This window comes from Polynucleobacter sp. JS-Safj-400b-B2 (genome assembly GCF_018881975.1).
Lineage (GTDB): Bacteria > Pseudomonadota > Gammaproteobacteria > Burkholderiales > Burkholderiaceae > Polynucleobacter.
Window position 1 is genome coordinate 1 of record NZ_JACVPJ010000024.1, and the last position, 16531, is coordinate 16531.

Consider the following 16531-nt stretch of genomic DNA (forward strand, 5'->3'; position numbering starts at 1 on the left):
CTAACTCGACATGGTAATCAATGCCTACCTTGGCTTTTTTCCAGGAACAAGGCTCAAAGATGGTGGCAGGCAATGGTTTGAGTGCAGGTTTATCGATAGATTCAAAGGCGCTACGGCGATTGCCCGGTAATTTCTTAAAGGGACGGGTGTTTAAGTCTTCCAGTAAATGGGCAATAGCCTTGTTCAGGTCGGCCAAACTAAAAAATTGCTGGTGACGCAACTTGGCTAAGATCCAGCGCTCAACCACTTGTACACCCACCTCAACCTTGCCTTTATCTTGTGGCTTACGTGGCCGAGCTGGGATCACGGCACAGCCGTAATGAGCGGCGAACTCGGCATACGATCTGCCTACTTGCGGTTCATAGCGATCGGGGTTGGCAATCAGGCTTTTGGGGTTGTCTGGAACGATGACCTGCACTGCGCCACCAAAATATTCAAACGCTTTGCGATGGCCCAATAGCCAGTCTTGCGTCTTTTGGGTGCTAGTGGCTAATGCAAAGGTGTAATTAGAGGCACCTAGCACTGCAACGAAGATCTGTGCTCTGGTAATTTCACCGGTAAGCGCATCAATGATAGGGATCGTAGGGCCAGCATAATCGACAAACATCTTTTCTCCCGCTTTGTGAACCATCCGCATCGAAGGCTTGAGGGTTTTAAGGTAGGAGTTGTAGCGCTCGCAAAACGAGGAGTAGCGATAAGTTTTGCCGGCGGTAGTAGCAACGTACTCTTGCCATAGCAACTGCAAAGTCATGCATTTGTTTTTGAGCTCTTGATGTACTAGCGCAAAGTTGGGTAAGGCATAGGGTATGGCACGTGCCAGATTGAGAGCATTGGGCATGAGTGCGCTGCGCAAACGCGCTTCATCCCAATCTTGAGCACTTTTCCAATCGATGTTGGCAGCACCAGCTAGCTGGCAATATTTGACGACGACACCTTTGGATAACTCTAAAGACCTGGCAATGGCCTCCATGGAGAGGTGGCACTCAAAGCGTAGCCGTAGAACTTCTTTAATTTTTCGCATGGTAATTGCTTTACTGGACATGGGGAGCCTAAAAAGCTCCACCATATCGGGTTAGTCAAATTACCTTCCAAGACCAAGGATTTGGATTCCAAAGACTAGCTAAAAACGGTCACGCTGAGTCTGGAATCAGCGGTCACGATCTATTTGGAATGACCGGTCATATTGCTGGAATGGGCGGTCACGCTGGGCTGGAATACGCAACTTGTGGCGTAATTACAGGAGACCCTGCGCTTCCCACTACGCCAATTTGAATACCCCCAGCTACAGTGCCCGCTGGAAACAATTGGGGTTTACTGGTAACTTGAACTAAAAGACTGGACATGAGATTTTCCTATATTAAAAAGACAAAGAAAAAGCCCGCCACAGTCGCCGATGGACTGTAAGCGGGCTTGTTTTCTAGCTGAGCTATTGGACTACTTTACCGATACAAAGAGCTGGGTAGTTAATACCAAGTTAACACCGCACTCTTAATGCAGTCTTGAAATTGATTTGCAACTTTGCGCACGGTATCAAAATCATAGCAAAAACTACCAAAACTGTCGGAACTATTGTGTCGGTAAAAATGCCGACACTTTTTCGCGCTTCAGACTTAGGCTAGCAGAATTGAACTTACCCGCTTCCAATCATGTGCATTAATACTGGGCACAGCGCTCCAGAAATACTGCCAAACTGAGTCAAAGCAAATAATCAATTCTATTTGGGCAATGTCTTGGCTTGAAACTTAAACGCTTACCTTGTAATTAAGTGCTAGCTCATCGCCACATTGCCCCCGAATACCCCAATGATGTTTTGGCGTTTCAAAGATGGTAATTTCCACATCCTGAGAAGCGATGCCCACATCTTGTTCAATATATTGATACAGCAATCGAATAAGTGACTTCTTGGCTTCAATCGATCGGCCCTCAAACATCGAGATTTCGATGATGATAAAGTTCCCACTTCTATCTGCAGGAAAGATGAAATTTTCTTCATCTAGGCTAATGAAGCGATGAAACCTCTTATCTACCGGGTAAGCCAGAGCTTGAACGACTGCCTTATGAATAGCATCAGAGAGTTTGGTTTGATGGCCTTTTAGCGAATCTTTAAGACCGTATATTTTAATTTGGGACATGGATATATGGGATTGGTGAGAGGCTGTTTTGATTATTCATAATGGGCAATCTTAAACCAAATCAAAGACGTGTTCGAGCATTTGAGGATGGGCTGACAACCCCAAAGGCAAAAGTGATTAACCTACTTTTTAATCCAGATCATCAGCAAGCTCTCTGCGCAGTGCTGCCGATAAATCCTGCAGCTCATGGGCTTGACGCCAAAGTTCGCGCGCAACCCGATTGGCTCGATCATAAAACGCATCGCGGCTTACGTTCATCTCCCTGGCAAGGGTTTTTATAGGTACTTTTAATGGCACCTGCCTTCGGATGCCTCCCCTACTTACCCATTTAAATCCACGATATACCGAACTAATATAGACCACCCACATTGGGAACAGCTCGATGGGTTCATAGCGCCCCATGGCCAAACAAAATGCCACATACAAAGCGTTTAACGGCCCATCTATTTCATAATCTGCGCTTCCTTGTGAAATCACATAGAAAAACCCTGCGGGTGGGGGCGGCGCTAATTTTTGGTGAGCACGCACATAGCGAGGCACATCGACGCAAAAAGCCTCAAAGAGCTTCTTATCAAAGGCTTTCCCATCAAGCGCCATCGCCATCTCCCGCCATGACACCAGGCTGATTTGGCATTTGCGATGCTTCTGTACCGTGCGCTGCCGCCACCTTAAGATATGTTTTTTGCTTTGCTTTATACATTGCCTTATACATTGCAATAAGCTCTCTAATTTCGCCTAGAGTCCATTTTTTGGCAAGGTGATTGCCCTCAAGATCTTCTACGGCATCTATACCAATGCGCGCAATGAGGCCTACGCGGTAATCAACTGCCCGCCCAGCACCCCAGCGATTGCATTGCTTTCGTTGTCCATGGGCGTTGCGCTCATCAAATCGCAAATGGGGAGCGCTGCCAATAGACCGGTAATGCCCACAATCGTAGGAGCCGCCAGTGCTAAGCCTTGGGTCACCAAGGGCCAGGGGTTCGTTGCAGCAAATGCACTGCTTGCCAACATCGCGCATCCGAATATAGGCATTAAATACCTTTTGCGCCTCCTTGAGCAACTGCGCCTTCGTTTTTAAACGCTCTTTTGCCAATTTAATACGTTGCTTTTCAAGCTTTTCTGACTTGACGCGCGCCCATGCTTTTGCGCAAAACCAAGAACACACCCGTTGCAAAGGTCGCTCTTTTGTAAACGGGGCTTTGCATACCACGCACGAGCCCGTCTTGATTTTCGCCACTGCTTTTAATGGCAAATTCCTTGGCGCTTTCTTGGGCACCTCCGTCGCTTTTAAGGCTGCGCTTTTTTTGATCATTGCCATCAATTTATGCCGCCCTCATCAATCCACGATCTCCACGCTCTTTAGCAAAACGCTCTTGGGTCACCTTAAAATCACAAGTTACCGCCCTATCAAACTCACAAATTAAGCGAGCACTCCAGGCAACGTAATTGACCGCCTCATCAATCATCACACCATGGCGGTTGCGCACTTTACCTGGCAATAAATCGGGGCGATTTTTTAATTGGATCTGATTTATAGCGTGGTCACAAATCAGCACAGATATGCCACTACTCTGAGCACAATCGGCTGATTTGAGATGCGCAAAGGGGGCATCGGCGCGGGTATCTGCCATGATCAGATCGGGCCGCGCAATTGCTTGGCCCAACTCCAAGATCCATAGATGAGCGGATAAGGATTTGGTCACGAGATCATTTTGCAGCCGATTGATTGCGTGATGATGGCGACAATACCAATTTGCTCCACTCAAGATTGACCCAGGCAATGGGCAAGCAAATGCACTGCAAGACAAACTTGAGTGGCTGCGTACGCCCGCATTTAAATTATTTAAGCCGCTGACCGTCTTAGCCAAAATAGGCTTCATGAATGGTACTTTCCTTCTAGTATTTTGGTGAAGTTTTCAGGCTTTACAGCCCAGTCCAGACTCGCCACAAACGGCTTTCTGTCCTTACTTGAAACGCGCCCCATCAAAAACGGTGAGCCCCTGATCGATTCAAAAAACTGGGTAAACCAAATTAAGCCAAGGTCTTCAGACTCCCAGTGCCAGTGGGCGCACAACTCACGCCAACGCGCCTTCAGATGTCCTGCACGGGTATCGGTCCATTGCACTACGCGGGGCAGCTCAGGCATCATGGTGTGCCATAGGTCTTTGATTTTTTGATGCGGGCATGCAAGGTAGGCTTGAGCACCCTCCTGCCCACTGCCTTGCCTATCACCTTGCCTATCATCTTGCTCGGTGTGATTTTTTTCGGGATTACCAAGCGATGTCGATGCATTCGAAGTGATGGTGCCCCGCGTTTTGCCAAGATGTTTTAGATTCCATTCCTCTTCCACTCCTTTTCCTTTTCCCCCTCCACTTCCCTTCCCTTCCGTCGGGGTAACTCGTAAATCCTCGGAGGAAACTGGCGAACGCTCGCAGGATTCTGGCGCGGCAACCTCTCCATTGCTATAGGCCGGTAGCTTTGAAGGGGTACGCTTATCAATTTTTTGATGCTTGGAAAAGTGCGCAATCTGCACATACGCTACTGCGCTAACGGTATAGACGGTAATGAGCTCTTGATGCGCAATCTCCCCGATCAACTCCGATATATCGACGGTATCGGCGGGGAAGATTTGCATTTTGATTTTTTTGGGCGAATACACCATGCGCCCATCGTCATCGGCAAAGTTCCATAGCCCAATAAATAGTAGGCGCGCAAAAGCGGACAGCTCAACCACTTTTTCGTCAGTCCAAAAATCGGGCTTAATCGATCGAATGCGCGCCATACTTACCTAGGAGCTTTAGCATCGGATTTTGGATTGGGTGTGCTAGGCATTCCTTTTTCGCCCTGATCGCCCCTGCTAGGACTTAATGGAAATAGGAAATGCTGTGGGTAGGCAATCTTGACTGCCGGGGGAATGGCTCCGCGCCCGATCCAGTTTTGGACGCGTTGCAAGCTAAACCCCAGTAATTTGGCTACGCAGGCTACCCCGCCCAGTTGATGGATGCGTTCGGTATCAGTCATTTCGATATTAAACATGGAGTTTAGTTTTATGTCAATCAAATTGTGTAACAATTACATAAACAAAGCGTTTATGATGTGTACATGAATAAACAAATGAAGCGCCTGTACGAGGCGGCAGAAAAAGTCCTAGGGATTAGCGGCAGGGGCAGTCAAGCTGCGATTGGCAGACTCATTGGCTCGAGCTCTCAGAAGATTAAGAATTGGGAGCTGCGCGAAGCCATTTCAAAAGATGGTCTCATTAAGCTTTCCAAGGCTTTGCATATTTCGATTGATTGGCTCGAATATGGACGTGGACCGATGATGGCACCTGGTGCGATATTGGACGCGCCCGTGGCAAGCAAGCGCAGCAAAAACAAGTTGCAAAACAGCATCTCTGAACCCGCCGCCATGGGGACGCGGCGCATCCCGCTCATTAGTTATGTCCAGGCTGGTCATTGGATGGATGCCGTCAATTGCTTTTTACCAGACGATATTCAGGAATGGCTTCTAACCGATCTCGATCTACCGGATTCGTGCTTTGGCTTGCAGATTAAGGGCGACTCGATGCTGCCTGAATTTAAAGAGGGGGATCGGATTATTGTTGACCCTACCGTTGAACCGCGCCCAGGAGACTTTGTCGTTGCGCAAAACGGCAAAGAGGAAGCGACCTTTAAAAAATATCGCCCACGAGGCAATAATGCCAAGGGGCGATTTGTTTTTGAACTCATTCCGCTAAATGAAGATTATCCAATCTGCCGATCAGATCAAATGCCCATTCGAATCATTGGGGTAATGGTGGAGCATCGCAAGTACCGCAAGCGTTAGGATGTCACGCGCCCTCTAAAAATCATTCAACTCGACTAAAGTAAAAACCATGCTGGAACTAATTTCATATCTCACGTAAAACACATACCCACTTTTGAATTTTTCTGAAACCTTCTTTTTTAGTTTAACCTTGACAACTCGCACATCCAAGTCAACGTCCAAAATGTGCAGATCATCAAAATCTATAAAAGTTTTATCTATGGGAAAAATGCATTTAAAGATCGCTTCTTTAGCGGAAAATGCAAGCGTATACTTGACACTCTTGGGTAGTCGAATTTCGCTGAAAAGGTTTACCTCATCCATGCCGACGCAAATTTCTGAAAGTTCGTTGGATAAGCATGGATCCGCTATTCTCTCAACATCCAAACCTACGCCTCGACAGTTTTTTAGACTGGCCACCGCAACAGCAACAACATTTTCACAATGGGAAATTGATCCAATAAATCCAAAAGGCCAAATTGGGAGTCCATTAGACACCCCGATGGACCCAACATTGCAACCCATCTTTTGAAGTAAATCGCAGGCAACCTTTCTGCCTCCAATAAATTCAATCTGGCGCCAGTGTGATTTTTTTAGCGCCGAGAAATAAACTTCTGTGCGCGAAAAAAAATGCGCTGGCTGCAAGAGTGCAACATCTATATTGGACAATGAAAGCTGAAAGCCGGGCAAATAAAAACGCCCGGAATCTAAAATCTTTCTGACGATATCACCCTCATTTAGCGCAGAATTAAAAATCTTCTTTAATTCAAACGTTCGATCGCATTGAACAAAGCTATTAGAGAAGCAGTGACAATGTTAACATGGCGCCCCGCCCCAAATTTACTACCCAAAGCAGCGTTGGATTGCGCCTCAATAATTGCTAAAGCTTGAGCATCCGCCCCACAGCCAACCGATCTTTCTTCGTAGCCCAGCACTTGAATATCCAATCCAATTGCATTAACCGCAGCATCGATTGGCCCCGATCCAACGCCCCTCAATTTTACAGCTTGACCATCAACATTAAGGACGTCCAATTCAATGGCCTGCCTACCGTTACTCTCCAACAATGAATGATGAACATAGCGCAATCCTTTTCCAGAGCAATTCTGACGATCCAAATAGGTTTTAGAAAACAACTCCCAAATAGACTCTGCGGACATTTCAGCTTCACTAGAATCCGCTATTGCCTGAACAATGCTGCTAAATTCAATCTGCATTCTTCTTGGCATGACTATTCCATAATTATTTTCAAGAATATATGAAATTCCACCCTTCCCGGATTGACTGTTGACGCGTATAACACCGTCATAAGTTCGCCCTAAGTCAGCGGGATCAATAGGCAAATATGGGACATTCCAAAAATCTTTGCCGATCTGTGTTGCGAAGCCTTTTTTAATAGCGTCCTGATGCGAACCAGAAAATGCTGTAAATACCAAATCCCCCACATAGGGATGCCTTGGGTGAATTGGTAATTTAGTGCACTCCTCGGCAACCATAGCAATTGCGTTGATATTAGAAAAATCCAGTCCAGGATGAATTCCTTGGGTATACAGATTTAATGCCAAGGTGACTATATCGACATTACCGCTTCTTTCACCATTTCCGAATAAACACCCCTCGACTCTATCTGCACCAGCCATTTGCGCCAACTCAGCAGCGGCAACACCCGTACCCCTATCGTTATGCGGGTGGACCGAGAGAATGATAGAGTTGCGGCTATCTAAATTTTTATGCATCCACTCGATTTGGTCAGCAAAAACATTGGGGGTGGCATTTTCAACTGTTGTTGGCAAATTAATGATAATTTTTCTACTTAAATCGGCATTCCACGCCCTCATTGCGGTATGACATGCCTGCAGGGATACCTCCAACTCGGCCATGCAAAAAGTTTCCGGCGAGTACTGCAAAATCCATTCGGTCTCAGGATGCTTTCTTGTTATTTTTTCCAGAAAACCAACGTGATGTTCAATTAACTGCATTACCTCACTAACACTTAAACCAAAAACTATCTCCCGCCAAGCTGGGGCGATAGCGTTATAGATGTGAATAATAGCCTTTTTTGATCCAAGCAGGGACTCTACTGATTTACTAATCAGATCCTCTCTTGCTTGCGTCATAACCATTGGTGTGACATCATCTGGAATCAAATTTTCATCAATCAGCCTTCTAACAAAATTGAAATCCAGCTCAGAAGCCGCTGGAAAACCAAGCTCAATTTCCTTAAAGCCAATTTTCAACAATTCTTTAAAGTAGCGATATTTTTTTTCGCCATTCATTGGCTCAAATAAGGCTTGATTGCCATCCCTTAAATCAGTTGAAAGCCAAATTGGTGGTTTGACTATTTTTTTTGATGGCCACTCACGTGCCACCATTTCAATGGGCTCGAAAGCTCGATACTTGGAACTAGGGTCTTTTAACATTGCTACCTCGATAATTTTCTTGATTTTTAGCTATATTCTAAAATTTTCTCTATTAACCAAGAGGATCTGGTTAACTTGCATGCCGAGGTTGGGAGAAAATAATTGAAGTAAAAAGACCAGCCCCGGCTCTAATCTAGAGCTAGGAGCCTAAGTAACGCCTTTACTTCCATATGAAAATTCATATTTTCAATATACGGGAAATAAAATTTCCCGTCAAGAAAAAAGAGCACTGGATAGGCATGACTAAAATCAGAAATTGGGCAAGATAACAGCGACATCTCGCCCAACAAAGATCACTTGTTATACATAGTCTCTAAGTTTGACATTGCCATTGCAAGAAATCCCTTCAGGAAATTTGTAAACTCAGGAACTGCTGCGTCACCACCCTCCCATGGGTCGGCAATAATATCCCAAATAACCTCACAAGAATTGCCTGTAATCGGCAACACTCTCATGGAAGCCCAAAGATTGCCGATGTTAAATGTCGTGTAAAGCAAACTCCATGTCATCAGCATTTTTTCATTGTTGTGTGAATTTAGCTGCTCCAAGACAATATTTCCATCATTAAAGATCTTTTTTCTAACCGAACGTACTCCGGTTCCAATCATTTCGGTATATACAAGGCCAGAGATGAAAGTGGCAAAGCCTGCAAAGTTGCCGACCGTACCCCAAACCAACTTTGCTGGCGAATTAAGAACAGCCCTCCCCGTAATCATCTCACCTTTTGGTAACATCACCAGAGTATCTGGCAATAGTTTTTTTGAATCCGTCATCATTTCACTCCCTCTATTAAAGTTAAACCACATAAAACATTTAGTAGCTTATTAAGTCACTAAATGAAACCTCGCCTCGTGAGAACTGTCGACTTCAAGAAAGCCGCTATCCACCAAAAAATTGAAGTGCGTGAAAAGTAACTCAGAATTTTTTTCTGGGTACTTTATATCTAGCTTCAACAACTCCGATTCTGTGTGCGACGAATGAATATGCGACATGTCCCCAATATCCTCATTCTTTTCATCCAGGTAAAATGAAATCACGTCAAATAAAGCGTTGGATTCATCTATCTCTAGAAGGCGTTTTTGCCACATGCTACTTGCAACAAAATCAAATTTACAGCCAAATTTCTTCAGGGTAGAAACATAATCAACCCATGATAATTTTTTTGGGTTATGCAAATTAAAAACATCAAGATTTGTTTTGCTAACAGAGAGAGTAATAATAGCTTCGGCCAACCAGTCAACTGGTGACACATCAAAATTCATCGCCCAATCTGGAATTATTCCAAGCTGCAGCGATCCCTTGATCAATAGAAGTATTCTATTTTTTTCAGGCTGACATATTCCGCCCATTGAATCCCCGGTTATGTTTCCAGGTCTAAAAATCTTAGCGGATAATCCATTTGCCCTTGCGGCCCAGACCAATCTCTCTGAAACCCATTTTGTTAGGTTATATCCATTATTAATAAATGCGGGCGGATTATTGGACGGCCCATCTTCTAGCAGTTCACCATTCTGATTCATACTGCTTGCTGCCGACAGTGTAGAAATATAATTAAACGATTTATTTATGCCAATGACAGAAAACTTTAGCAAGTTGATTGTAGACTCAACGTTAGTACGATATAAATATGAGTAATCGTAAACATGATTTACATTTGCTCCGTTATGATAAATTGCATCCACAGAGCACTTCAATGACTGGAACCGATCAGCAGTAAAACCAAAATCTGACCTTTCTAAATCGCCACAAATCGCTTGAACTCTACCCTCCTTAATCAATTCAGAAAGACCAAACTTAACAAGGGCTGCATCGAGCCTAACTCTTGCGCCCGCATCCGAATCTGCCCGAACTAAGCAGTAAATTTTTGCACGCGTATGCTTAAGCAACTGCGAAATAAGGTGACATCCTAAAAATCCGTTAGCCCCAGTTAGCAAAACTGTTCGAGGGGCTTTTTCATACTCGTTGATGGTCGGCAGGGGGACGACTTCGTTCACGAGAGTTGCGTCCCGATATACTCTTTCGGAAATCATGACGCCCTTAGTTTGAGCATCCCCAAATAAGAGGGTCAAGGATGTCAGCGTGGGATTTTCCATGAACCTAGCGAGAGAAACACTTTTGGCAGTCATTTTTTTAACCGCAAGCAACATTCTTGAGACCAGAATTGAATGTCCACCAAGATCAAAAAATGAATCGTCCATTCCGATAGAGTCAGCATCAATATTAAGTACGCTTGCCCATATTTTTGCAAGACTAATTTCCAGCACACCTTTAGGTGTGATGTCTTCTGAAATATTTTTTACAAATGTTACTGGGCGAAGGGCTAAGTTCGCCCGATCAATTTTTCCATTTTGCGTAGAAGGCAACGCATCCAACTCAACAATGGATAAAGGAACCATATAGTTTGGTAATTTTTTCCTTAAAAATGCCTTTAGTTCAATTAACCCGTTTTTAACACCCGCGATCTGGTCCCCATTTGCTACATAGGCAATAATTTGTTTATCGTTATTTGCAATCACTGCGGCGCGGTTAAAAAAACCAGCCCCTAAAATTACATGCTCAATCTCACCCAAATCAACAAGAAACCCTCGGATCTTAATTTGCGAATCGATTCTTCCAACAAAATCAATTCCACCCGAAGAATTCCACTTTACATGATCTCCAGTTTTGTAATAAGTAGCGCCATCGATAAAAGGATTTTGTAAAAAACGTTCTTGATTTAGCGCATTGTCCCCAACATACCCCCTACCAACGCCATTCCCACCTATGTACAACTCCCCCACTTCATCGGTAGGGCATGGAAAACCACTACCGTCCAAAACATAACAGATAGCACCATATATGGGCCTTCCAATATCTCTGTTATGACTCTCGGCATTAAATCTTGCCGTAGTCGCAAGTATGGTGCACTCAGTTGGGCCGTAAATATTATAAAATTTACGGCCACTTGACCAAATTTTTATGGTCTCATAATCACAAACATCGCCACCCGTAATCAAAAACTCAAGAGATGGAACATTTGTATCCTTTAAGTTTGCCAACAATGCCGGCGGCAGAAAAGCGTGTGTAACTTCTTTGCAGCGAATGAGGTCAACTAACCCATCAAAAGAAGATCTAATCTCCTCGCTTGGAATAACAAGTTTTCCACCAGAAAATAAAATGGGGAAAATATCCAAAAGAGATGCATCGAAGGACGTGGTTGAAAATTGGAGCGAAATAGATTTTTTATTTACGCAGCAATATTTCTCATACCATCTTGAAAAAGAGGATATATTTTTATGCTCCAACATTACACCCTTTGGCCTTCCCGTAGAACCAGAGGTATAAATTACCACCGCCAAGCTTTCGGACTCAATGCTATTTAAATCAAGCAAAAAATTATTTTGCAGGCTCATTAAAGTCGAATTATTTAATGCTAGCGTTTTTGATATCCCATCAAAAGAATTTTGAGCCCCCTCTGCAATGACCACTACATCAATAGCAGCATCCTCACATATCCACTCGAGTCTATCCTTCGGGTATAGCGGATCCAGTGGAACATACGCCGCGCCCGTCTTTAAAATTGCAAGAATGCCAACATAAAGCTCCATACCCTTGTTAATTGATATGCCAATGCATTTATCAGCCGTCAATTCACAACCCAATTCAGCGTGTGCCTGAATTATTTTCTGTGAAAATATATCCGAAAGACAATCAAGTTCCTTATATCTTAAAAGATGCCCCTCAAACTCCAAGGCAACTCTCTCTGGATACATTGCTGCTGCATCCTTAAAAAGTGATGCTAAATTTTTATATTTTTCAGATACGCTTTCTGCATTTGATAAATGAACTTGAGCCATTTTTTTCAACGAACTGAGAGTATCAACAATAATTTCTTTTGATTCAATACCATTAGAGAAAATAGAGCCATCGCGCGTTAAGCGACCAAGCACCCTCTCAAACTCTCTCGCAGCCATTTGATCACAATGGCTAATTGCATCAGCGCCATAGAAAAAAGCTCTCTCACTCAATTCAGTGAAACACTCAACTTTAGCCATGTCGTCATAAAACCATCGAACGCAACAATTGATTTCTGGAGACCACTCCCTTGTACAAATGAGTCTTGCAGTTTTAATATCTGATACATGATCGTCTTCATTCAAATCCGTGATCACGCAAAAATCAAAATCAGTGCTTTCACGGGCAACGCCCATCGGTAAACTAGCATTTCTAGCGTACTCAATTACATTCTTATTTTTTGAATCGATTGCTGCAATTTCGTGACCAAAGTTATATGCGCTAGCAATAAAATCACAAAGCAAATCTGACTCGCCGATAAACGCCAGTCTTAATATTTTCACTATTAACCTTACATCGAATTTATATAAATTTTTCCAGCTTGATTTTGGTTTCCTGATGCTCCAAAATCCCACTTCTTTCTAAAAATCTTTTTATATTTTCGATCATTGGATGGGTGCTTGTAATTGGATACTGTATCGACATATCTCTCTTAATCTCATCGGCAATGCTGGAATGCAGATTAAGCGAGTCAATTAATTTTGTATCAAATTCACGCTGAATTTCGTTCGTCAAATACCGATCTAGAAATCTTGGAATCGCGCCCCCTATAGCAATGCGCGCTTTCTCATCAATGTTTTTCCAAAATATTTTTACTAAATTTGTCCAAAAGATCGAGTGTCGCCCTTCATCCGATAAATGATCCCCCATTAATCCTTTGATAGATCTTTTCACTCCAGGATCCCGAGAAAATGCGGCAACATCGGCTGTAACTGTATTTTCTGAAATTGCCACCGCAATTAATTCCATGCCGTGGTGATGCTCTTCTGCAAGGTCTTTTACCGCCTCTGGAATGGCGGAAGATAACTCAATCTTATTGGGCAGCGGTATTGGAGATACTCCAGTTGCCTCTATTATTTGATTCATATAATCTAGAGCAACGTATGCATGGTAATCTTCATCGATTACGACAGACATCGCATCGTATCTGCACGCAAAGGAGAATTCATAGGGAAATTTATTCTTACCAATTTCTGATGCGGTCTTGTTAACTATCTCCGTCTCAAAAATGATTACATCGTTAATATACTTATATAAGCTTTGCTGCAGAATATAGTTAACCACCTCTTTGCCTAGTCCAGCAATAATTGGATGGAGCACTAACGGCTGACGATCAGATGGGTAGTAAGCTAAAGAATCGTCCTCAAGTTTTCTACGGGGTCGGGTTCGTATTGTTGCCCTATCCTCCCAATCGTTAGCATGAGTTACGTAAGTCTCCATTTCCAATAGCATTTCAAATACTCCGTTTATTAGTAATAGTGATATTCCAAAAGCAAACAACCCGCTTTACTAGAAAATGGCCCATGCCAAGTACCTGCCGGCCTAATAAAGAAAGTTTTTGCTTCGTAGGACTGAATGGGAAGTAACGTATCCTTATCCAGCAAGCCTTGATCGCCCTCGAACAATAAAACCTCTTCTTCATAATCATGAATGAACGGCACTTTTGTCATTGCGCCAGCTGAAAATTTTACAATTCGCGTTCTTGATCCAGTTTTCTCTTGTTCGTTTAACGTGTTGAATAAAACTATTTGGTCTATACCATCATCAAATGCATCTGGATGAAGCCAATCATCGTTATTTATTTTTATTAGCCGCTCCATTAGCACACCTTGACATCACTCTTAGAGGCCAATGAAATACTTAGCTCGTTCCATAAATCAACTCGCTGCTCAACTGCATCCATTGCTGCATCTAGCATCTCATTCCAAGCGGCCAAATTGTTGCCCAATGCTTCCGAAATAATTATCTTTGCGGCAGGGCCGTGGCTGTCCCCATCTAACTCAATGTGCCGTTTTAAATAAAACACAAACATTGGAGCCTCGCCCGGATCTACCTGCCATGTATCCAGTAAATTTTGAAACATTTGCGGTATTGAGTCTTCCCTTCCATAAAAGAAGCTTCCTAATGTTTCATGAATCTTGCCTGTGCATGCGGCGGTCAAGGTTCCCATAACGAAGTCCCTGACTGCAATTGGTGCGTCAACCTCAGCAAGCGCCTCCTCTGGAGACCGTCCGTTTCGAAGCAATTCAATATACTGATTTATTTTGGTAGTACTTGCACCCACATCTCTCATCGCCTGCAAATACAATTCAAAATGGCTTGTGTGCTCTCCAGATGGAGTTTCATCAGACTCCTCACCTAAAACAATTTCATTTATCAATCTTGAGGCTTTACTATTTTGAGGTGGAATCCATGGCAGTGAAGTGCATGTCAACTCCTTTTGAAGCCGCTTGAGCAGGGACATAAAGTCCCAAACAGCAAATACATGCCACTCCATGAATTCTTGCAGATCACTTTGTGTTTTAACTTTTGAAAACACTTCATGATTTTTCATTGCCGATGTTTTTTCGCCAAGCAAATTCAACTTTTCGTTTATAGCGTTTTGTGTCATAGTATTCAATATCAAATCTCCTATTCGTTAAATGGAAATGCAACTATCTATATTTTTCTGGAAGAATATTTTTCCCAAATTGGGCAAGCGCAACCCCTGAGATTGTTAGTGCCGCACCCGCAATATTTATTGCGGTTAATGATTCGCCTAAAATAAATACCCCGCCAATCATCGCGAATAGCGGCATTAACAAACCATATGGAGCAATCTTTCCAACCGAGTAATTTGTTAACAACCAATACCAAATCGTAAAGGCTGCTATTCCACCTATGAATGCCGTATAGAGAAGAGCGCCCCATCCCTGCCAGTTTGCAGTTCCCAAGGAGGCAACCTGACCACTTTCGGTTAAATAAGAAATTAAGAGTAACGCTGGGGCGGATACTATAGACACCATTGCATTTAGACCGGTTGTCCTCATGGGCCCATATTTTCTGGCAATGATGTTGCCTACTGAAAACATGACCGCAGACCCAATGATGATGAGCAATCCCATCACATTTGCCGAATGCTTTGGCTCTCCAACAATAAGCGCAACGCCAAAAAATGCCAACAAAATTCCTGCTGCTGATATTTTTGTAATTTTTTCATTCAGCAACAACGCACCTAGAATGATCGTGAAAATTGCATTGGTTTGATAAGCAACTATCCCAGCAGATACGTCCGTATATTGAAATCCTATATATAGCAGCGCAAAATGTGCCACCCCTTGAGTCAGGCTCACCGCCAATGCAGGCAAAACACTTCCCCGTATCCCACCTAAAAAAGGAACAAGAAAAACACTCATGATGGCAAACCTCATTCCAACCATGAATATTGGTGGAAATTGATGCAATCCAAGCTTAAGCATGTCAGCCTGAATTCCCCAAATTAATGGCACCAGTATTGCCAAGCCAATCGTTTTTTTATCCACAACCATCCTCACTTAATCCTATTTGAAGTGACTTGAAGCCTGCCATCTCAATTCACTTCGCTCAATATTTTATATGCTTAATAAGCATAAAAATAACTATACATTATAGATCATTATTAATCAGCGCTATTAGAGTCAGTATTGAATATTTATAGGGTTTTCACGCATGAAAACTGACTCTCGCCACCTGCTAACAATGCAGCTTGGGAAAAATATTAAGATTCAGAGAAGGAGGGTTGGCATTACCCAAGAGCAGCTAGCAGAGCTCTTAAAAATCGAGACCTTAACTGTTTCACGCTATGAAACAGGTGCAATACTTCCCCCGGTTACAACGCTTGACTCAATAGCCCGACTACTGAAGATATCAATTTCGGATTTATTCAATGAATTACCCGTATACAAACTAAACTCGCTAGAGCGACTTGGGGTGCTACTTTCAAATCTTTCTGAATCCGATCAGATTTGGATAGAAGAAGTTGTTAAAAAATTAATTGAGCATTGCCAGGTCGAAATATCCCCCCCCCCCCGAGCCAAAATACCTCGGAAAAAGAAGTCACGGAGCGAGAATTTCTAGCTTCAAATTTTCTTTTTTGCATTATTGCTAAAACCACCTCATACCCAAATCATCAGACTTCACAAAAGTAAATTTAATATAATATTTAAACAATTTGATTGACTTGTAATTAAACATAAAGTTTAATTACAGTATGACGCCCAGCTATCATTTCATCGCAATACTCTTAGGTCTACTCCGGCCGGAGTCTTTTTGTTCACCCTCGCATTTAGCTGCAGATGATGATGCTAGGATCAATTACCCCTT

Annotated in this window: 18 protein-coding genes; 2 read left to right on the forward strand and 16 right to left on the reverse strand. The window is 43.2% G+C overall.

Annotated elements, in window-relative coordinates; translation table 11 throughout:
- The 8 genes from istA to ICN48_RS13420 form a co-directional block, all read right to left on the reverse strand.
- Positions 1–1042, reverse strand: a 1042-nt coding sequence (istA, locus tag ICN48_RS13385; protein WP_216154181.1) for an IS21 family transposase, incomplete at its 3' end; no start/stop codon positions are given.
- A gap of 157 nt (positions 1043–1199) precedes the next feature.
- On the reverse strand, positions 1200–1343 hold the full coding sequence (locus ICN48_RS13390) for a hypothetical protein (protein ID WP_216154182.1): 144 nt from the start codon (positions 1341–1343) through the stop codon (positions 1200–1202).
- Between the two features lie 399 nt (positions 1344–1742).
- Complete coding sequence (locus tag ICN48_RS13395) at positions 1743–2132, reverse strand: tautomerase family protein (protein ID WP_216154183.1); 390 nt, start codon at positions 2130–2132, stop codon at positions 1743–1745.
- A gap of 129 nt (positions 2133–2261) precedes the next feature.
- On the reverse strand, positions 2262–2735 hold the full coding sequence (locus tag ICN48_RS13400) for a hypothetical protein (RefSeq protein WP_216154184.1): 474 nt from the start codon (positions 2733–2735) through the stop codon (positions 2262–2264).
- A complete protein-coding gene (locus tag ICN48_RS13405; RefSeq protein ID WP_216154185.1) occupies positions 2719–3444 on the reverse strand; it encodes a recombination protein NinG in 726 nt (241 codons plus the stop codon). The genes ICN48_RS13400 and ICN48_RS13405 overlap by 17 nt, the downstream gene beginning before the upstream one ends.
- A gap of 10 nt (positions 3445–3454) precedes the next feature.
- Complete coding sequence (locus ICN48_RS13410) at positions 3455–4012, reverse strand: hypothetical protein (RefSeq protein ID WP_216154186.1); 558 nt, start codon at positions 4010–4012, stop codon at positions 3455–3457.
- Positions 4009–4914, reverse strand: a complete 906-nt coding sequence (locus ICN48_RS13415) for a hypothetical protein (protein ID WP_216154187.1) — start codon at positions 4912–4914, stop codon at positions 4009–4011. Before ICN48_RS13415 ends, ICN48_RS13410 begins: the two co-directional genes overlap by 4 nt.
- A gap of 2 nt (positions 4915–4916) precedes the next feature.
- Positions 4917–5153, reverse strand: coding sequence for a helix-turn-helix domain-containing protein (locus ICN48_RS13420; RefSeq protein WP_216154188.1), 237 nt, complete (start codon positions 5151–5153; stop codon positions 4917–4919).
- 81 nt (positions 5154–5234) lie between these two features.
- On the opposite strand from ICN48_RS13420, the gene ICN48_RS13425 reads away from it, so the two are divergent.
- Positions 5235–5957: a S24 family peptidase gene (locus ICN48_RS13425; RefSeq protein ID WP_216154189.1), complete on the forward strand. Its 723-nt coding sequence runs from the start codon at positions 5235–5237 to the stop codon at positions 5955–5957.
- A 15-nt stretch (positions 5958–5972) separates the two neighbouring features.
- Here the strand turns inward: ICN48_RS13425 and ICN48_RS13430 are convergent, their stop codons facing one another.
- The 8 genes from ICN48_RS13430 to ICN48_RS13465 form a co-directional block, all read right to left on the reverse strand.
- Positions 5973–6626, reverse strand: a complete 654-nt coding sequence (locus tag ICN48_RS13430) for a 4'-phosphopantetheinyl transferase (protein ID WP_216154190.1) — start codon at positions 6624–6626, stop codon at positions 5973–5975.
- 71 nt (positions 6627–6697) lie between these two features.
- Entirely contained in the window at positions 6698–8356 is a 1659-nt protein-coding gene (locus tag ICN48_RS13435) for a 2-isopropylmalate synthase (protein ID WP_216154191.1), read from the reverse strand.
- Positions 8357–8649: 293 nt separating this feature from the next.
- Positions 8650–9132 carry an SRPBCC family protein gene (locus ICN48_RS13440; protein WP_216154192.1) on the reverse strand — a complete coding sequence of 161 codons (483 nt, stop codon included), beginning with the start codon at positions 9130–9132 and terminating at the stop codon, positions 8650–8652.
- A gap of 48 nt (positions 9133–9180) precedes the next feature.
- On the reverse strand, positions 9181–12693 hold the full coding sequence (locus ICN48_RS13445; protein ID WP_216154193.1) for a non-ribosomal peptide synthetase: 3513 nt from the start codon (positions 12691–12693) through the stop codon (positions 9181–9183).
- Between the two features lie 19 nt (positions 12694–12712).
- Positions 12713–13642, reverse strand: a complete 930-nt coding sequence (locus ICN48_RS13450; protein ID WP_216154194.1) for a diiron oxygenase — start codon at positions 13640–13642, stop codon at positions 12713–12715.
- A gap of 17 nt (positions 13643–13659) precedes the next feature.
- Positions 13660–14010 (reverse strand): cupin, encoded by a 351-nt coding sequence (locus ICN48_RS13455; RefSeq protein ID WP_216154195.1) that lies wholly within the window; start codon positions 14008–14010, stop codon positions 13660–13662.
- Positions 14010–14801 (reverse strand): DUF3050 domain-containing protein, encoded by a 792-nt coding sequence (locus tag ICN48_RS13460; protein WP_216154198.1) that lies wholly within the window; start codon positions 14799–14801, stop codon positions 14010–14012. The genes ICN48_RS13455 and ICN48_RS13460 overlap by 1 nt, the downstream gene beginning before the upstream one ends.
- 43 nt (positions 14802–14844) lie before the next feature.
- Positions 14845–15711: an EamA family transporter gene (locus tag ICN48_RS13465; RefSeq protein ID WP_216154196.1), complete on the reverse strand. Its 867-nt coding sequence runs from the start codon at positions 15709–15711 to the stop codon at positions 14845–14847.
- A gap of 196 nt (positions 15712–15907) precedes the next feature.
- On the opposite strand from ICN48_RS13465, the gene ICN48_RS14135 reads away from it, so the two are divergent.
- Positions 15908–16285: a helix-turn-helix domain-containing protein gene (locus tag ICN48_RS14135; protein WP_370624237.1), complete on the forward strand. Its 378-nt coding sequence runs from the start codon at positions 15908–15910 to the stop codon at positions 16283–16285.
- The last annotated feature ends 246 nt before the right edge of the window (positions 16286–16531 follow it).